The 17,532-nt window shown below is 43.3% G+C and carries 13 protein-coding genes and 1 other RNA gene; 12 read left to right on the top strand and 2 right to left on the bottom strand.

The genetic code is table 11. The annotated features are described in order from the left end of the window. The first annotated feature begins 46 nt into the window (after positions 1–46). The 5 genes from lpxB to tilS all read left to right on the top strand — a co-directional run bounded on the left by lpxB (position 47) and on the right by tilS (position 7,760). Positions 47–1,216, top strand: coding sequence for a lipid-A-disaccharide synthase (lpxB, locus tag BI198_RS14075; protein WP_070050119.1), 1,170 nt, complete (start codon positions 47–49; stop codon positions 1,214–1,216). Further along, positions 1,197–1,790: a ribonuclease HII gene (gene rnhB / locus BI198_RS14070; RefSeq protein WP_070050118.1), complete on the top strand. Its 594-nt coding sequence runs from the start codon at positions 1,197–1,199 to the stop codon at positions 1,788–1,790. The genes lpxB and rnhB overlap by 20 nt, the downstream gene beginning before the upstream one ends. Further along, entirely contained in the window at positions 1,790–5,260 is a 3,471-nt protein-coding gene (gene dnaE, locus BI198_RS14065) for a DNA polymerase III subunit alpha (protein ID WP_070050117.1), read from the top strand. The genes rnhB and dnaE overlap by 1 nt, the downstream gene beginning before the upstream one ends. A gap of 17 nt (positions 5,261–5,277) precedes the next feature. Next, a complete protein-coding gene (gene accA, locus BI198_RS14060; protein WP_070050116.1) occupies positions 5,278–6,234 on the top strand; it encodes an acetyl-CoA carboxylase carboxyl transferase subunit alpha in 957 nt (318 codons plus the stop codon). A 134-nt stretch (positions 6,235–6,368) separates the two neighbouring features. Then, complete coding sequence (tilS, locus tag BI198_RS14055) at positions 6,369–7,760, top strand: tRNA lysidine(34) synthetase TilS (protein WP_070050115.1); 1,392 nt, start codon at positions 6,369–6,371, stop codon at positions 7,758–7,760. Between the two features lie 2 nt (positions 7,761–7,762). On the opposite strand, the gene BI198_RS14050 is transcribed toward tilS, so the two are convergent. Together BI198_RS14050 and BI198_RS14045 are read right to left on the bottom strand one after the other, a co-directional pair. Continuing rightward, entirely contained in the window at positions 7,763–8,665 is a 903-nt protein-coding gene (locus BI198_RS14050) for a GGDEF domain-containing protein (RefSeq protein WP_070050114.1), read from the bottom strand. 137 nt (positions 8,666–8,802) lie between these two features. After that, positions 8,803–9,963, bottom strand: a complete 1,161-nt coding sequence (locus BI198_RS14045; protein WP_235605348.1) for a patatin-like phospholipase family protein — start codon at positions 9,961–9,963, stop codon at positions 8,803–8,805. Positions 9,964–10,069: 106 nt separating this feature from the next. Here BI198_RS14045 and BI198_RS14040 point away from each other — a divergent pair, with 106 nt between their 5' ends. From BI198_RS14040 to BI198_RS14010, 7 genes are all read left to right on the top strand, one after another. Continuing rightward, on the top strand, positions 10,070–10,906 hold the full coding sequence (locus BI198_RS14040) for a DUF3014 domain-containing protein (protein WP_070050113.1): 837 nt from the start codon (positions 10,070–10,072) through the stop codon (positions 10,904–10,906). A 78-nt stretch (positions 10,907–10,984) separates the two neighbouring features. Beyond that, positions 10,985–11,081, top strand: an RNA gene (ffs, locus tag BI198_RS14035) — signal recognition particle sRNA small type. Between the two features lie 556 nt (positions 11,082–11,637). After that, positions 11,638–14,019 (top strand): TonB-dependent receptor domain-containing protein, encoded by a 2,382-nt coding sequence (locus BI198_RS14030; protein ID WP_070050112.1) that lies wholly within the window; start codon positions 11,638–11,640, stop codon positions 14,017–14,019. Continuing rightward, positions 14,019–14,612: a PepSY-associated TM helix domain-containing protein gene (locus BI198_RS14025; protein ID WP_070050111.1), complete on the top strand. Its 594-nt coding sequence runs from the start codon at positions 14,019–14,021 to the stop codon at positions 14,610–14,612. The genes BI198_RS14030 and BI198_RS14025 overlap by 1 nt, the downstream gene beginning before the upstream one ends. 16 nt (positions 14,613–14,628) lie before the next feature. Next, positions 14,629–15,141: a DUF2271 domain-containing protein gene (locus BI198_RS14020; protein WP_141728889.1), complete on the top strand. Its 513-nt coding sequence runs from the start codon at positions 14,629–14,631 to the stop codon at positions 15,139–15,141. Positions 15,142–15,170: 29 nt separating this feature from the next. Further along, positions 15,171–15,992: a DUF4198 domain-containing protein gene (locus BI198_RS14015; protein WP_070050110.1), complete on the top strand. Its 822-nt coding sequence runs from the start codon at positions 15,171–15,173 to the stop codon at positions 15,990–15,992. Beyond that, positions 15,992–17,293, top strand: coding sequence for an NADPH cytochrome P450 oxidoreductase family protein (locus tag BI198_RS14010; RefSeq protein ID WP_070050109.1), 1,302 nt, complete (start codon positions 15,992–15,994; stop codon positions 17,291–17,293). Before BI198_RS14015 ends, BI198_RS14010 begins: the two co-directional genes overlap by 1 nt. Positions 17,294–17,532 lie beyond the last annotated feature (239 nt).

The following is a 17,532-nucleotide window of genomic DNA, read 5'->3' as shown; positions in this document are numbered from 1 at the left end:
ATATCGCTGACTAGGCAATGTCATTTACAGAAAAACTAAAGGCGCAATGATTAATATAAATACTGAAATAGTTAAAATAGCCATTATCGTCGGCGAGCACTCTGGTGATATTTTAGGTGCAGATCTAATAAAAGCCTGCCAACAACAGTATCCTAATGCCCAGTTTTATGGCATTGGTGGTCCGCGTATGCAAGCGTTGGGGTTTAAGGCACACTTCGATATGGAAGAGTTAGCTGTCATGGGCATTGTCGAAGTGCTTGGCCGTTTACCGCGATTACTTAAAGTTAAAAAACAGATTATTAGTACATTATTAGCTGACAAGCCAGATGTGTTTGTCGGTATTGATGCCCCCGATTTTAACTTACCGGTAGAATTAAAATTAAAACAAGCCGGCATTAAAACGGTACATTATGTTAGCCCGTCGGTCTGGGCTTGGCGGCATAAACGGATATTTAAAATTGCGGCAGCTACCGATATGGTGTTGTCGTTATTGCCGTTTGAAAAAGCGTTTTATGATAAATACCAAGTGCCTTGTACCTTTGTCGGCCATACCTTAGCCGATAGCATGCCGTTAACGGTGGACAAAGCCGCAGCCAAACAAGCTTTAGACTTAGACAGTAGCGCAAGCGTGTTAGCGATTATGCCAGGTAGTCGCAGTAATGAAATTAAATTGTTGGCAGCAGACTTTCTGCAAGCCGCAGCAATATTACAACAGCAACAGCCTTCGTTACAGTTAATCTGTAATATGGTAACGAACGACAAAGCGGCGCAGTTTGCAGCTATTAAGCAGCAGATAGCGCCAGATTTAAAGGTGCAGGTTTTTATTAATCAAGCACGCGAAGTATTATTAGCCGCCGATGCCACTTTTATTACTTCGGGTACGGCGACGCTAGAGGCCATGTTAGCCAAGTGCTTAATGGTGGTTAGTTATAAAGCCAATTGGCTCACTTACCAAATTGGTAGTCGCTTGGTAAAACTGGCTCATTTTAGTTTGCCTAATTTATTGGCAGGGCGTGGCATGGTCAGTGAGTTATTACAGCATCAAGTCACACCTGCTGCGCTAGTGGCTAACATGCAGCCTTTATTAACGACAGATCGCGAGTCGTTACTAGCCGAATATACCGCTATTCATCAAACGATTAAATGTAATGCCAGTCAGCGCGCAGCTGAAGCAATTTTTAAGGTGATAAATCACAATGCAGTATCAAAGGCCTAATGTCACATTAATCTGTGGTGTGGATGAAGTTGGCCGCGGCCCGTTAATTGGTGCTGTGGTGACAGCCGCTGTTATTCTTGATCCCACTAAACCTATTGCTGGTTTAACCGACTCAAAAAAATTGAGTGAAAAAAAACGCATCTTACTGGCTGAACAAATAAAGTCGCAGGCTTTAGCTTGGGCACTGGGTCGAGCTGAAGTGCATGAGATTGATGAACTGAATATATTACATGCCACTATGTTAGCCATGCGCCGTGCTGTAGCTGCGTTACACATTACGCCGAATTGGGTATTAGTCGATGGTAACCGTACCCCTGATTTTGGTATTAATGCCAGCGCGATAGTCAAAGGTGATGGCTTAGTGCCAGAAATTAGTGCTGCCTCTATTTTAGCTAAAGTAGCGCGTGATAATGAAATGTATGCATTAGATCAAGCCTATCCCCAATATGGTTTTGCTGCCCACAAAGGCTATCCTACTGCCGCACATTTAGCAGCTATTACCGAACATGGCGTGTTAGCACAGCATAGGCGCAGCTTTAAGCCGGTGCGCATCGTGTTGGAGCAACAAGGCTGATGGCAGAACCAAGTTTTATTCATTTACGGGTCCATAGTGACTTTTCATTAGTTGATGGTGTCGCCAAAATAAAACCTATTGTCAAAGCGGCTAGCCAGTTACAGATGCCTGCTTTTGCCTTAACCGATCAAATGAATTTTTGTGGTTTAGTCCGGTATTATAGTGCAGCCCATGCGGCAGGGATTAAGCCGATAATAGGTGTCGACTGTTGGGTGCAACATCCTGGTTTAGGTACTGAGACCAGTCGAATACTGTTATTAGCGGCCGACAATACTGGTTATCAAAATCTATGTGATATTATTTCCAAGGCCTATTTACGTGGTCATGTCATGGGAAAACCACAAATTGACCATGACTGGTTAGCCGAGCATGCTAGCGGCGTTATTGTGCTGTCGGGTGCTAAAGATGGCGTGTTAGGCAAAGCGCTGATTAAACAAAATCAGGCTTTAGTTAATGAGCTAGTGGTGTATTACCAACAGCACTTTCCTAATCGGTTTTATCTAGAACTGTGCCGCACGGGTCGACCTGATGAAGAGCTGTATATTCAGCATGCCATTGCATTAGCTGAGCAACATCAACTGCCTGTAGTGGCCACCAATGAAGTGGTATTTTTAAAAACTGAAGACTTTGCCGCCCATGAAATTCGCGTGGCTATCCATGACAGCTTTACCTTAGATGATAAGCGCCGTCCTAAATTGTATTCAGAGCAACAGTACTTGCGCACAGAGCAAGAAATGCAGCAACTGTTTGCTGACTTGCCTGAAGCTTTAGAAAACTCAGTACAAATAGCTAAACGCTGTAACGTAACTATCCGCTTAGGTGAATACTTTTTACCAGCGTTTCCTACCGGAGACCTATCCGACGCTGACTTTTTAGTTATGAAATCACAAGAAGGCTTAGAGCAGCGTTTATTAACGCTATTTCCTGATGCCAGCGTGCGTGAGCAAAAGCGAGTAGGTTATGACGAACGGTTAGAAATAGAGCTGGGTGTTATTAACCAAATGGGTTTTCCAGGCTACTTCTTGGTAGTAATGGAGTTTATCCAATGGAGTAAAGATAACGATATTCCAGTTGGCCCAGGTCGAGGCTCTGGTGCCGGTTCACTGGTGGCTTACGCGTTAAATATCACGGATTTAGACCCGCTTGAATATGATTTATTATTTGAACGTTTTTTAAATCCCGAGCGGGTATCGATGCCAGACTTTGACGTCGATTTTTGTATGGACCGACGGGACGAAGTTATCGACCACGTTGCCGATATGTATGGCCGTGAAGCGGTATCGCAAATTATTACCTTTGGTACTTTGACAGCCAAAGCGGTTATTCGCGATGTTGGCCGGGTATTAGGCCATCCATACGGTTTTGTTGAGCGAATTTCTAAGCTAGTACCGATGACACCCGGTATGACCTTAGAGCAAGCTTTTAAAGAAGAGCCAAGGTTACCGGAGCTATATGCTCAAGATGAAGAAGTTAAAGATCTAATTGATATGGCGCGGCAATTAGAGGGCGTCACCCGAAATGCCGGTAAACATGCCGGTGGTGTCGTTATTGCGCCGACTAAAATTACTGATTTTTCGCCATTGTATTGTGATGAGCATGGTAATAACCCGGTTACTCAATTTGATAAAAGTGACGTTGAATATGCCGGTTTAGTTAAGTTCGACTTTTTAGGTTTACGTACCCTGACTATTTTGCAGTGGGCGGTCAATATGGCCAATACACGCTTAGCTAAAGAGGGCCGGCCTTTAGTCGACATTAATCATATTCCGCTGGTTGATAAAGCCTGTTTTGACTTACTGCAAAAAGCCGATACTACCGCGGTATTCCAGTTAGAATCGCGAGGTATGAAAGATCTGATCCGCCGCCTGCAACCTGACTGCTTTGAAGATATTATCGCCTTGGTGGCACTGTTTAGGCCGGGGCCGCTTCAGTCCGGCATGGTAGACAACTTTATCGACCGCAAGCGCGGCCGAGAAGCCATTTCTTACCCTGATGAAACCTGGCAGCATGACTCGTTAATACCGATATTAGAACCCACTTATGGCATTATCTTGTATCAAGAACAAGTTATGCAAATTGCCCAGGTGCTGTCCGGATACTCGCTGGGTGGCGCCGACTTATTACGCCGGGCTATGGGTAAAAAGCAACCAGAAGAAATGGCTAAACAGCGCGATACCTTCCAAGAAGGTGCGGCGAAAAACGGTATTGATCCTGATCTGGCGATTAAAATTTTCGACTTAGTGGAAAAGTTTGCTGGTTATGGTTTTAACAAATCGCACTCTGCTGCTTATGCGTTAGTGTCTTACCAAACTTTATGGATGAAAACCCACTTTCCAGCTGAATTTATGGCTGCGGTAATGTCAGCCGACATGGACAATACTGATAAAATTGTTACTTTAGTCGACGAATGTGAACGGATGAGGCTAAAGCTGATCCCGCCTGATGTTAATGCTGGAGTACAAAAATTTACCGTTAACGAGCAAGGCCATATTGTTTACGGTATCGGTGCTATTAAGGGCGTCGGTGAAGGGCCAATAGAAGCCATTATTGAAGCCAGAAAGCAGCATGGTGCTTTTACTGACTTATTTGATTTTTGTGCCAAAGTAGATTTAAAGAAAATTGGCCGTCGGGTAATTGATAAGCTTATTTTAGCTGGCGCTATGGACAAACTAGGACCGCACAGAGCGGCTTTAGCGGCGACCTTAGAGCAAGCGATGAAAGCAGCCGATCAACATGCTAAAGCGCAAGCCGTTGGCCAAGATGACTTATTTGGCTTGCTTAGCCCAGAGCCTGGCGATAGCAGTGCTGCTTTTGTTCAAGTGGTCGCTTGGCCAGATGAAATATGGTTAGAGGGCGAACGAGAAGCATTAGGGCTATACTTAACCGGCCATCCAATTAATCGCTATTTAGAAGAACTACCGCGTTATTCATCTTGTCGTTTAAACGAGCTGCAACCAACGCGTAAAGATCAATCAGTACAAGTTGTTGGTTTAGTGGTGTCGGTGCGGGTAATCGTTAATAAAAAAGGCCGACGCTGGGCAATTGTTACGTTAGATGATAAATCTGCTCGCTTAGATGTGCGGTTTTTCCCTGATATGTTAGAAACTTTTGAAGAACTACTGCAAAAAGACGTTATTTTGGTGATAACGGGACAGGTCAGCTTTGATGATTTTAACGGTGGCCTTACAATGACCGGCCGCGATGTCAGTGAAATAACGCAAGTTCGAGAAAAATCTCTACGTTGTTTGAATATCACTGTACAATCAGCACAAATAGACCACAATTACCTGCAAAGATTACAGCAGGTACTCAGTGAATATAAGGCAGGTACCGTACCGGTTAATATCCGGTATCAGCGCCAGGAAGGCGAGGTGATGTTACAATTGGGTACCCCATGGTGGGTGACACCTGCCGACGCTTTGTTGCACCAGTTAAAACAATTGGCAACAATAGAACTGGAATTTAATTAATTAGGTAGTGACTGTCGATGATGCTGAATTATTTGGAGTTTGAGCAACCAATTGCTGAACTTGAAGCAAAAATAGACGAATTGCGTAACGTAAGTCGCAATGGCGATTACGATTTAGGCTTAGAAGAAGAAATTAATAAACTAAAAGAAAAAAGCCTAACGTTAACCAAAAAAGTGTTTGCTGAGCTAGGTGCTTGGCAAGTCGCGCAATTAGCGCGCCATCCACTAAGGCCCTATACGCTTGATTATATTAAGCATATGTTTACTGATTTTGATGACTTAGCCGGCGATCGCGCTTTTGCAAACGATCACGCTATTATTGGCGGTACAGCGCGCTTAGGCGAGCAACCGGTGATGATTATTGGTCATCAAAAAGGCCGTAATACTAAAGAAAAAATTAAACGTAACTTTGGTATGCCAAGACCAGAAGGCTATCGTAAAGCGTTACGCTTAATGGAAATGGCCGAACGGTTTAAAATGCCAATTTTAACCTTTATTGATACCCCTGGCGCTTATCCTGGTATTGGCGCAGAAGAGCGCGGCCAATCTGAAGCCATAGCTCGTAACTTAAAAGTGATGGCTGGTTTAAAAGTGCCAGTAGTCTGCACTGTTGTTGGCGAAGGTGGTTCAGGCGGTGCTTTAGCTATCGGTGTTGGCGATAAAGTGAATATGTTGCAATACAGTACTTACTCGGTTATTTCGCCAGAAGGCTGTGCATCTATTTTATGGAAAAGTGCTGAAAAAGCCCCTTTAGCCGCCGATGCTATGGGTATTACTGCAGCGCGGATCAAAGAATTAAAGCTGATTGACGAAGTAGTGCCAGAGCCATTAGGTGGCGCGCATCGCTCAGCAGAGCAAATGGCCAAAAATTTAAAACAAGTGTTACTGCAAGATTTAACGGTTTTAAATAAAATGAGCATAGATGACTTATTAGACCGTCGTTATAAGCGTCTAATGTCATACGGTTACTGTTAATCGTTAATTATTAATAGATAACAACTACTAAATTAAGCCAGCACCTAAGTGCTGGCTTTTTGTTATATATCTGGGATATTACGCTCTGGACTATCTAGCCTGTTTTTACTACGGAAGCCAAAGACTGAGTGAGTATGAGTACACTAAGCGCAGAAGTTTTATTAGACCAATTACTACAACAAGGGCTACAGCAAGGCTCTGAGCAACAGCAAACACTGCAAGCTGAGCACCAAGTGGTGTTAGCGCTCAGTGGTGGCTTAGATTCTATGGTACTGCTAGATTTGCTGGCTAAAGCGCGGCAACTGTGTGGCTTTAACTTGCAAGCGGTGTATATTAATCACGGTTTAAGCGCCAACGCAGCAGCATGGGCAGAATTTTGTCAGCAGCAATGTGCCCAGCGCCAAGTTGAGTTTACAGCAGTCAGTCTTAATCTTGAGGGGCGGCATAATTTAGAGGCCCGTGCCCGACAAGCTCGCTATGCAGCACTAAGCAACTTTATTCAGTCAGATAAACATGTGTTGCTAACCGCGCATCATGCTGATGATCAAATAGAAACGTTATTATTAGCCTTAAAGCGTGGAGCAGGCCCAGCCGGATTAAGCGGTATAGCCGCAACCAAAACTTTTGCAGCAGGGCAGATATTACGGCCATTACTCGCCTTTAGCCAAGCCCAATTGCAACAGTATGCTACCGAGCAGCAATTAAACTGGGTGGATGATGAAAGCAATGCCGACACCCAATATGAGCGCAATTTTATTCGTCATCAAGTGGCACCCTTATTACGTGAACGCTGGCCGCACTTTGCCAAAACGGCCAGTCGTAGTATGCAAATAGTGGCTAATATGCAGCAGTTGGCCGATCATTATACCGAGCAGTTTTATGCCAATGTAGTGCTTGATGACTGCTTACAATTAGCAGCGTTAGCGCAATATGTGCCGCTACAGCAAGATTTACTGATCCGGCGCTGGTTAGCCGCTAGTGGGCTTAATCCATCAGTACAATGGTTAGACACCTTATACCAAACAGTTATCCAAGCACGGGTCGATAGCAGCCCTATGCTGATGTTAGAAGGGTATAAAATCCGACGTTTTGCCGATAAGTTGTATAAAGTGGCGCCAGTAACGATTGCTAAGCCAAACTACCAATTAGCGTGGCAGGGTGAATCACAGTTATTGCTACCCGATGATTTGGGCCAATTGCATTTTATGGCTTCAGCAGCCGAAACTGAACAGGTAACGGCAACACTAATGGCGCCAAGCGAAGCCCTACCGTTAGTAGATGCAAATGCCAGTATTGTCTTTGGTAAGCTTAGTTTATCGTTTAAACCGGCCACAGCCAGCCAACACAAGCCATTAAAGCAATGGTTTAAGTTATGGCAAGTACCGCCTTGGCAGCGTTTACGGGTGCCATTACTATTGAACCAGCAACAGCAGCTGATTGCGGTAGTAGGCTATGCTTCAGCCATACCAACGCAACAGGCTAAATACTGGTTACGTTGGTCGCCAACAGCGGCTGAACAAAAATAAGCTTAAAGTGCGATGCGCAGTTTACTTTTACCGGCATTTTTGGCTTGGTATAACGCCTGATCTGCTGCGGTAAATAATTGCGCTAAGCTTTGATCCGGCTGCAGCAAAGCTAAGCCAATACTGACGGTAACTTGATACTTCTGACACAAGGCAATTTGGTTAATGGTTTTTAATAAGCGCCGGGCAATAAGCTCAGCACTGGCGGTATCAGCAGCAGATAACAAAATAGCAAACTCATCGCCACCAAAGCGAAATACGCTATCAGTGATACGTAAGGTATCGCGCATAGTGTTAGCGACCGCAATTAACAACTCATCACCCGTACTATGGCCAGCAATATCATTAACTTGTTTAAAATTATCTAAATCTAATAACATTAAACCACAGCTATCATCATACCGTTTTGCCAATTGCACTGCTTTATTTAAGCTATCGTCAAAAAAGCGACGGTTACCTAAGCCCGTTAAAGTGTCTTTTAAAGCCATTTGCTGTAAGCGACTGACCACTAAGGCATTACGCAACGCAAATAACCACTCAGTTTCTAATTGCAGTAACTCACGCTGTAACATTGGCGTAAAAGCACTATCGCTTTGATACACTAACTCGGCTAAGCATTGCTGATTCAAAATCAACATACTGCGATGTTCATAAATCGCCGCTTTTGAGCCGCTAGCGATAAAATCACCCACCGCAGTATGCACCTGCAGCCAAGCCAAAGGCAAAAGCTTGCCGGCCGCCATCGAGACAATATTAAGTTGTTGCTGTATTTCTAAGGTAGTTTGTAATTGACTGACTAAGCTTTGTTCGCGACCTTGCGGCTGCTCAGGCCAATGTTCTAGCTTTGTTATAGCGGCATAACTGGGGGCATTACTGCCGCCATTATCCTGTAGCAAAGCATATTCCATGATTAAACCCTTTATAAATTATCGTTCTTACATGGACTAATGCAAACATTAGGCCATAATTAAAGGGTTGTTATATTTAACTAAAACACGGTTTACAGCTAAAAAGCATTAAAACAGCCAAAGGTTTGACGCCAATATTAACTTTTTAAAAATTTTAATATTTGTGGCATTTGTTGATTAGCATCTTCGACACCTAATTCAATTAAGCGTCGGGTATAACTTTTCTCAAACAATAAATAACTGGCTAAACTGGATTCAGAATGCTGGCGTGTACCGGTTAAGCGCAAAATAGTACGTACCGCTAACGGCAGCGCTAAATAATGCTCACTGGCAATTTGGCTAAAGTTTTGGCTGGGATTAATCAACAAGGTGTCAATTTTCTTTAACGGTGAAGCAATAGTGTGTTGTTCTAAAACAGCAATAGTGCTGTTAATTCGTTGCAGGCGTTCTAAATCTGAATTAAGGGTATCCGTGAATACAGTATCTAACAAATGGCCTGCTATAGTAGCAAGATCAGGATGGTGCATCATACGTTGGCTAGAATCATGACTACGTGGGTCCGCTAGACCAATAATCATAATTTTATCAGCACCTAGATGAATAGGCGCACTTAATGGTGCTAACTGATTGACCGAGCCATCACCAAAATATTGTTGGTGAATACGCACTGAGGGGAACACTAGCGGAATAGCCGCAGAGGCCATTAAATGATGTACGCCTAATAAGGTTCGTTGGCCCGCACGTTTTGCCCGACGCCACTCTTGGGCATCTTTAGATTGGAAGAAAGTAATGGAGTCGCCGTTATTATAACAAGAGGCGGTAACCGACACGCTAGATAAATAGCCGCCCATAATATTGCGATCTATCCTTTGTAAATCTAAAATCTTAGCTAACATTAAGCGTAAGGGTTTACTATCAAATAAACTGACTGGGGTTTTATTGGCATAATCAGCTTGAAAACCACTAAAAACACTGCGAAATATATGTCGAAACACCCGAATATAATCCGCATAGTAAACTTGATGGGTAGAAAAGTTGCGCCATATCCACTCTAGCTTTTTGACACCAAGGTGGAAGCACGACGCATAGCTGGCCATCGCGGCACCATTAATTGCACCGGCAGACGTGCCACTAATAATTTTAAAAGGTATCGCACTATTTCGAGGGTAATGTTGGGCAATAGCTTTAAGCACGCCGACCTGATACGCTGCTCTGGCACCGCCTCCTGCTAAAAGCAAGGCAGTTTGTGACGCATTTTTTTGCGTGTCATTATTAGGTGTTATTTTCGGCGTAACCAAGTTGAACTTTTTCCCTATAACAGGCTCATTAATAGTATATTGCTAGATCTAATACAGATTGCAATGCCTATTTGTCGAGCAACAGCAGATTATTAACGAGGTAATTATGACAACAGACACCAGTACCACAGGTCAACAAAAATATTATTTTGCTATTGCTGCCGTTGTCGTAGTGTTATTGCTGGCGCTCTGGTTTTTATTTAAACCGGATGCCAAGGTTATAGAGCCAGAACAACCGATAGCAACTGAAACAGCACCACCGGTGATAACTGCGCCAGTAGAAACCGTCACTACTCCTGAGTCAGAGTTTACAACCGATTTACCGGCTGAGCCAGAAGATGTTGTAGAGGTTGTTGAAACGCCCTTACCGACATTAGATGAATCTGATCCTGAAATTAAGCAGACGTTACTTAATCTAGATTGGCAACCGGGTTTGGCATCATTAATCGTTACCGATCAAATGGTCCGGAATTTTGTGGTGCAAGTAGACAATATTGCTCATGGCCAATTGGTAAAAGGTCATAATGTATTACAGCCCATAGATCAGCGCTTTATTGGTGGTAAAAATCCACCCTACCAGTTAGAAGATGCTAACTTTAGTCGTTATGAGCCTTATGTTGCGCTTTTAGAAAGCATCTCAGCAGCTGAAATGTTAGTGACATTGCAGCGTTTTGAACCCTTAGCAGAACAAGCATTTAAAGAGTTAGGCTATCCAGATGATTCTTTTAAACAGCGGGTTGTTAGTGCTATAGATGTGTTGTTACAAACACCTGAAGTGGATTACCCAATAACACTGGATCGGCCATCTGTAATGTATAAGTTCGCCGATGCCAGATTAGAAGCTCTGCCAGCACCGCAAAAAATGATGTTACGCATGGGCCCTGAGAATCAAAAGCGTTTAAAAGCAGTTTTACGTCAATATCGTACAGAACTGCAGCAATAGGCCTTACTAGGCTTGCAAGCACCGTAAGTTTTGCGCATAATGCGCGCCAGTTGATTATTCAACTGTCAATGGTAACCCCATTGGTCCTCTCGCAATACTAGTAAGCGAACCTGGTCAGGCCCGGAAGGGAGCAGCCACAGTTTATGATGTATGTGCCGGGATGTGGCTGCTGGGGTTGCCACCCAAAATCTGCTTTATCTATCTTTTGATAGTATAAGTTGACATATTTGAACTAAAAGATGCCATAAACGGGTAGTATAAATTGGCATAGACTACTTTTAACCTAATGGTTTACTGACAATTTGTTGTGTGAAGCTCACACATTCCCGCGTAAAACCTTCATGAATTTGTTAGTCAAAAATAAATCTACTTGTTTGTTGCGTCGTTATTAGAGTTTAATGCCTGCTTTCATTTTTAATGCCCAAAATAATAGTCGTATTTGAAACCCAACCATTAGGGTTTAAGTACCTGTTTGAAAATTGTATTACACCCCTGATTTTATAGTTACTTATTTATAAAGCTCCCCAAAATACATTGAAATGTAACCACAGAGTAATACAGCTGAGGAAAACTTTCGTGTCCGCGTTTTAAACAGCTGAACTGCAGTAGAGCTATTAATGCAAATACTAATGCGAGTAGTTATCATTTGCGTTGACGTGTAGGTGTTTCATCGTTTAGTATGTGTTTGAATATTTAGCAGTATTACCCATAGACATTAAAGGACGAAAAAAATGAAACATGCAGTGCCAACAAAGCTGTCTTTATTAATAGGTTTAACTTTAGCTGCGCAAGCTAACGCCGATTTAGCTGATGTGGCTTACACTCCAGACGGTATTGAGCGCATTGTAGTTACAGCGTCAGGTTTTGAGCAAAAATTGACAGAGGCACCTGCAAGTATCTCGGTTATTACCCAAGAAGAAATTCGCCAAAGTTCATTTACAAGTTTACTAGATGCAGTGAAGTATCAAGAGGGCGTTGATATTGGCACTACCCGTGATAAGACAGGCCAAGGTTCTGTAAGCATGCGTGGTCTTACCGGTGAATACACCTTGCTTCTTATCGACGGCCGTCGCCAGAATAACCATGGCGATATTTACCCAAATAATTTTGGAGGTAACGCTTTTAACCATGTCCCGCCATTAGCCAGTATTGATCGCATCGAAGTTATTCGTGGGCCAGCTTCAACGCTGTATGGCGCAGATGCACTTGGCGGTGTTATTAATATTATTACCAAAAAGCATACTGCAGGCTGGAGCGGTGAAGTAAGCATGGGCAGAAGTGTGCAGTCTGATGATGAGTTTGGTGACGACTTCACCACGGAAATTTCAGTCATGGGGCCGTTAATTGATAATGTATTAAGCTTGGGACTGCGTGGCAGTCTTTATGACCAACAAGCGTCTTCACCGACATTTGCACCTGCAATTGATCCTAATGGCAATGTAATAGTGCGAGAACTCGGTTTTGGTAGCGGTGGACGTACCGTGGATAATAATGACAAGCATGTTGGTTTTTCGCTGTCGTGGACACCGGCTGATAATCAACGCTTAAAGTTCGATTACGACTCTTCAAATCAAGTTTACGATAATACGCCAAGCTATGACATTGAAAATGATAGTATTATTTATCCATTAGGCACTAAAGACAGTATTGAGGCACTTTGGCAAGATAGTCGGGGTAAAGTTAATCCCCGCACAGGTTATGCTGCAGATCAAGAATTTGATCGTAATTGGTGGTCATTGGCACACGATGCACAATGGGGCTTTGGTTCTAGTATGATTGCTCTGTCCTATGTAGATACTGCTAACAATGGCCGTACCATACCGCTTAGCGTGGCTGAACGCTTATTATTACAGGAAATGTATGACGGCACGGGTGAGTATGCCGGTTTAACTGAAGAAGCCCGCCGTAATCTAGCTGAAGAAACCTTTTTACCACGTCCAGCAAGACCACTTGAAAGTAAGCAGTACACGTTAGATGCGCGACTTGATATACCTTTAGAAGCGGCGGGCTATCATAATTTTGTAGTGGGTGGTCAACTGATACACGGTGAATTAATTGATGGGGTATTTGGTTTAGAAACCGGCACCACGGGCAAAAAGCAGCGGCAAAAAATGTATTCGTTGTATGTCGAAGATAACTGGATGATGAACGAAGACTTTACTCTGACCGCAGGGGTTAGGTACGACAACCACGATACTTTTGGTAGTCAGGTTTCGCCACGATTGTACGCTGTATATAGCATTAATGCTGACTGGACATTAAAAGGAGGCGTGAGTACGGGTTACAAAACTCCGAATACTACTGATTTATATGACGGAATTACTGGTTTTGGTGGCCAAGGGACAAGCCCGTTTGCGGGTAATCCTGAACTTCAGCCAGAAACCAGTGTGAATTCTGAAATTGCCCTGTATTGGAACGCTGCAGATAGCGGCCACAACTTTAACATTACGTATTTTAAAACCCGGTTTGATGACAAAATTGCTAGTGGTGATACGATCCAAAGCTGCACCCAAACTCAAGGTGTTCGGCCTTGCGTAAATTTAGGCGAATATGATCAGTTAGGGTACCAAACTTACAGTCAGAAAATAAATATTGATGAAGTTGATATTCAAGGCGTAGAAATCGCAGGTCGTTATCAATTTACGCCAAAATTGTCTTTACAGGGTAATTATACTTGGACCGACAGTGAACAGAAAAGTGGCGCGCAAGCAGGACAACCCCTAACCAATACTGCTGAGCACATGGCAAATATTCGTGCGTACTGGGCTATGACTGACACCCTAACGGTATATTTGCAAGGAGAGCTGCGTTCTGATCGATACCGTGGTTACGACAGCATAATAAATAAAGCGCTGTATTATAAAAATTATAGCCTGCTTAACCTTGGTGCCAGCTATGAACACAGTGAATTTATCCGTTTTGACTTTCGCATAAATAATCTACTTGATCGTGACTTCACTTCTTACTCAACTACTTACACCGATTTAAATAATGATGGTGAATACGACTACGTAACCGGCCGCGGCGCCGTTAGCGAAGTTCTGTTTACTGACGACTATAACGTTAAAGATAAATCACGTAATTTATGGATTGGCATGACGGTAAGTTTCTAATGCACCTATCTATTGGCTCGGTTAGGCAATGGCACTGGGTAAGTGCAGCAGTGACGCTGGTAGGCATGCTGATGTTTGCTGTTACTGGCATTACCTTAAATCACGCTGCTGATATCCGTGGTAATACTCAGGTAATCAGCATTGAAGCTGAGATACCAGAGTCGGAGCTTGAAGTGCTTCGGCCGTTGCCTGCTGGTGAGATAATGTTGCCAGCAACGCTGCGCAGTTATCTTAACAATTATGGTGTGAATATTACCGGACACGAACTAGGGCAATGGGATGGCATAGAGTTTTATATTGCCATGCCTAAACCTGGAGCGGATGCGTGGCTGGCTATTGATACTCAGCTGGCGCATTTTAGTTATGAACGCGCGGATCGTGGTTGGGTGGCCTATTTTAATGACTTGCACAAAGGCCGCGATGCAGGAGTCGTTTGGTTTTGGTTTATAGATATTTTCGCTCTGTTTTGTGTAATTTTTTGTAGCACTGGTTTAATTTTGTTATTCAGACAAGGCCCACATCGGCCTATGACATGGCCAATAATCGCCTTAGGGGCATTAGTACCGATAGTAATAATACTGGTATTTATTTAATAACGAGGAGCATTACATGAGTTGGATAGTTATGGCATTAACGTTAGTGATAAGCATATTTAGCAGCCATAAGCTTAGTGCATCAGAAATAAATTTAACGGTAACTTTGCCGCGATTAAATGTGGCTGAATACCATGCGCCCTATGTCGCTGTTTGGATTGAAGATGAGCAGCGTAAAATAACCCATATTGCAGTGTGGTATGACACCGCGTTATCTAATAACAAGGGACAAGAATGGTTAAAAGATCTTCGTCAGTGGTGGCGTCGCGGTGGTCGCGAACTGAGTATGCCTGTTGATGGGCTTAGCGGTGCGACCAAAGGACCTGGTCAACATATAATTCAAGCTCAGTTATCTGCCGTTTTATCAAAGCTACCTGCTGGCAAGTACCGCATTATGGTTGAAGCTGCGCGCGAAGTTGGTGGGCGTGAACTGCTGCAACTGCCAATACAATTACCGTTAACTGAACAGTCGTTACCTGCGGAAATAGCGGGTAAAGCTGAGATTGAATTAATTCGCTTACATTTTTAATTTCGTTATTATTTTTAAGGAGTAAGACAATGCATTTAAAATTTATATTAGTAGCAGCTGCAGTAGTATTGATTTCAACACCAGTGAGTGCTCACCGCGCATGGATACAGCCTAGTGCAACAGTGTTGTCGGGTGAAGAAGCTACAGTAACGGTAGATGCTGCTATCTCTAATACGTTATTTCATCCAGATCATGTCGCTATGTCGTTAGACGGTATGCAAGTAATAGGTCCTACAGGTGACAAAGTTGATATTATCAATGCTGCGAAGGGCCGTTATCGCAGCGTGTTTGACATCGAGCTTAAAACTCAAGGTACCTACAAAATTGCGACATCTTCAGGTGGATTACGTGCAGTGTGGCGCGATGCTGACGGTAAGCGCAAAATGTGGCCGGCAAGGGGGCAGCAAGCCAATGAGTCTGAATTTGCTACAGCCGTTCCTATTAAAGCCACTGATTTGATAGTCTCCAGAAGTTGGCGCCGTGTTGAAACCTTTGTAACGGTTGGTTCGCCTAGCAAAGCTGCACTGCAACCTACTAACCAAGGTTTAGAGCTAATACCCGTAACGCATCCGAACGATTTATATGCCACCGAAACCGCTACCTTTAAATTATTGTTTGATGGACAGCCGGCAGCTGGGGCAGAAATCGAAGTTGTGCCAGGTGGTATGCGTTATCGTAATACGCAACAGACGATTAAAATCATGGCTAACCAACAAGGCGAGTTAAACATCACTTGGCCGCATGCAGGTATGTACTTTTTAGAGGCCAGCTATAGTGATGATAAAGTAGCTAAGCCAGCAACAGTTCGCCAAGGTAATTATTCAGCAACGTTTGAAGTATTACCTCTGTAATGACATTGCTAGCAATACTACTTGGTTTTATTTGGTTAAGCTGGACATTGAGCGTGCTGTGGCGTTATCGTCAGCGCCAGCCGGTTAATGGGCAACTGTCGGTGTCAATACTCATTGCTTACGCCAGCCAAACTGGGTTAGCTCGGACGCTGGCGTTACAACAGCAACAGGCATTGGGTGGGCCAAAGATAGCTAGCTTAATGGCATTGTCTGAACTGATACCAACTCAGTTAGCTCAGTTTCAAAAAGTCGTATTTGTTGTCAGTACATACGGCGATGGCGAACCCCCAGATAATGGTCGTCGCTTTTATCGTGATTTGCTAGCGTTAAATAAAACCACCTCGGTTAATCGAGGTGGTAAACATAATGCAAATAACGGTATTTTAAGCAATGTTAACTATGAAGTGTTAGCACTAGGTGATAGTCGGTATCCAAAGTTTTGTCAGTTTGCTGAGGATCTTAATCATGAGCTGACTAAGCTGGGGGCTAAGTTAAATACGCCAATACATAAACAAGATCAATGTCAGCCAGAACCGACACAACATACAGTGCAACTTTGGCAGCTAAAAGCGAGAGTAAACTTAACCAACGAACTAGATACTGGCTTATTTCATCTTCGTTTATCTAGTAAACAAAAGGGAGTGCAATGGCAAGCTGGCGATTTGGTTGTTATTTATCCCTATAATGATCTAAAAGCAATACCGCGTCGCTATTCAGTGGCGTCAGTGCCTGATGATGGCGAGATGAGTTTGATTGTGCGGCAACATCAAAATGATAATGGCACTTCTGGATTTTGCTCTGATTGGCTAACCTCAAAATTAGCTTTAACGGACTCTGTTATGTTGCAATTAGAACAGAATGTGTTATGCCATATAAATAACAACCAATTGCCACTACTGCTGATTGGTGCTGGCAGTGGTTTGGCGGGTATTCGCGGCCACTTAGCACAGCGAACACATCGAGTAAACGCAGGCGAAACATGGCTTATCTATGGAGAGCGCGAAGTAGACTCAGCACAGACGCTTTATCAAGAGTTTAAACACTGGCAGCAGACAGGCGTACTAACGCAGCTAGATTATGCATTTTCACGTGATCCTGTAACTCCTTGTTATGTTCAAGATGTAATGAGGGATAAGTGGCTGCAAATTGCTGATTTCTTAGGTGAAAATGGGCAGATATATGTATGTGGTCGCTATGATGGTATGGGGACTGCTGTAGATAGCTTACTTCTTAATGCACTTGGCTCGGATGGTTATCAGCAAATACAGTCGCAGGGGCGCTATCTACGCGATTTATACTAACGTCATTAGCCCAACTTATTACAGATTTATGGATGTTTAAAATGGATATTTCAACAAATGAAGCTAATTGGTTTGAACACTTAATGTATTATCTTTTATTTGATTTCGCCATAATTGCGGTAGTCGTAGTAGGCTATTTAAGTATTAGAAATATTGCAATGTCGAAAGGTAAGCATTCAAAAAATCAGTACAAACATTATTAATTCTCGCCAACAAAAATGGTTTTAATATTTACAAAC

The sequence above is a fragment of the Rheinheimera salexigens genome (assembly GCF_001752395.1).
GTDB classification, from domain to species: domain Bacteria; phylum Pseudomonadota; class Gammaproteobacteria; order Enterobacterales; family Alteromonadaceae; genus Alishewanella; species Alishewanella salexigens.
Note: the sequence above shows the minus strand (reverse complement) of the source record. Positions and strands in the feature narration are given on the sequence as shown.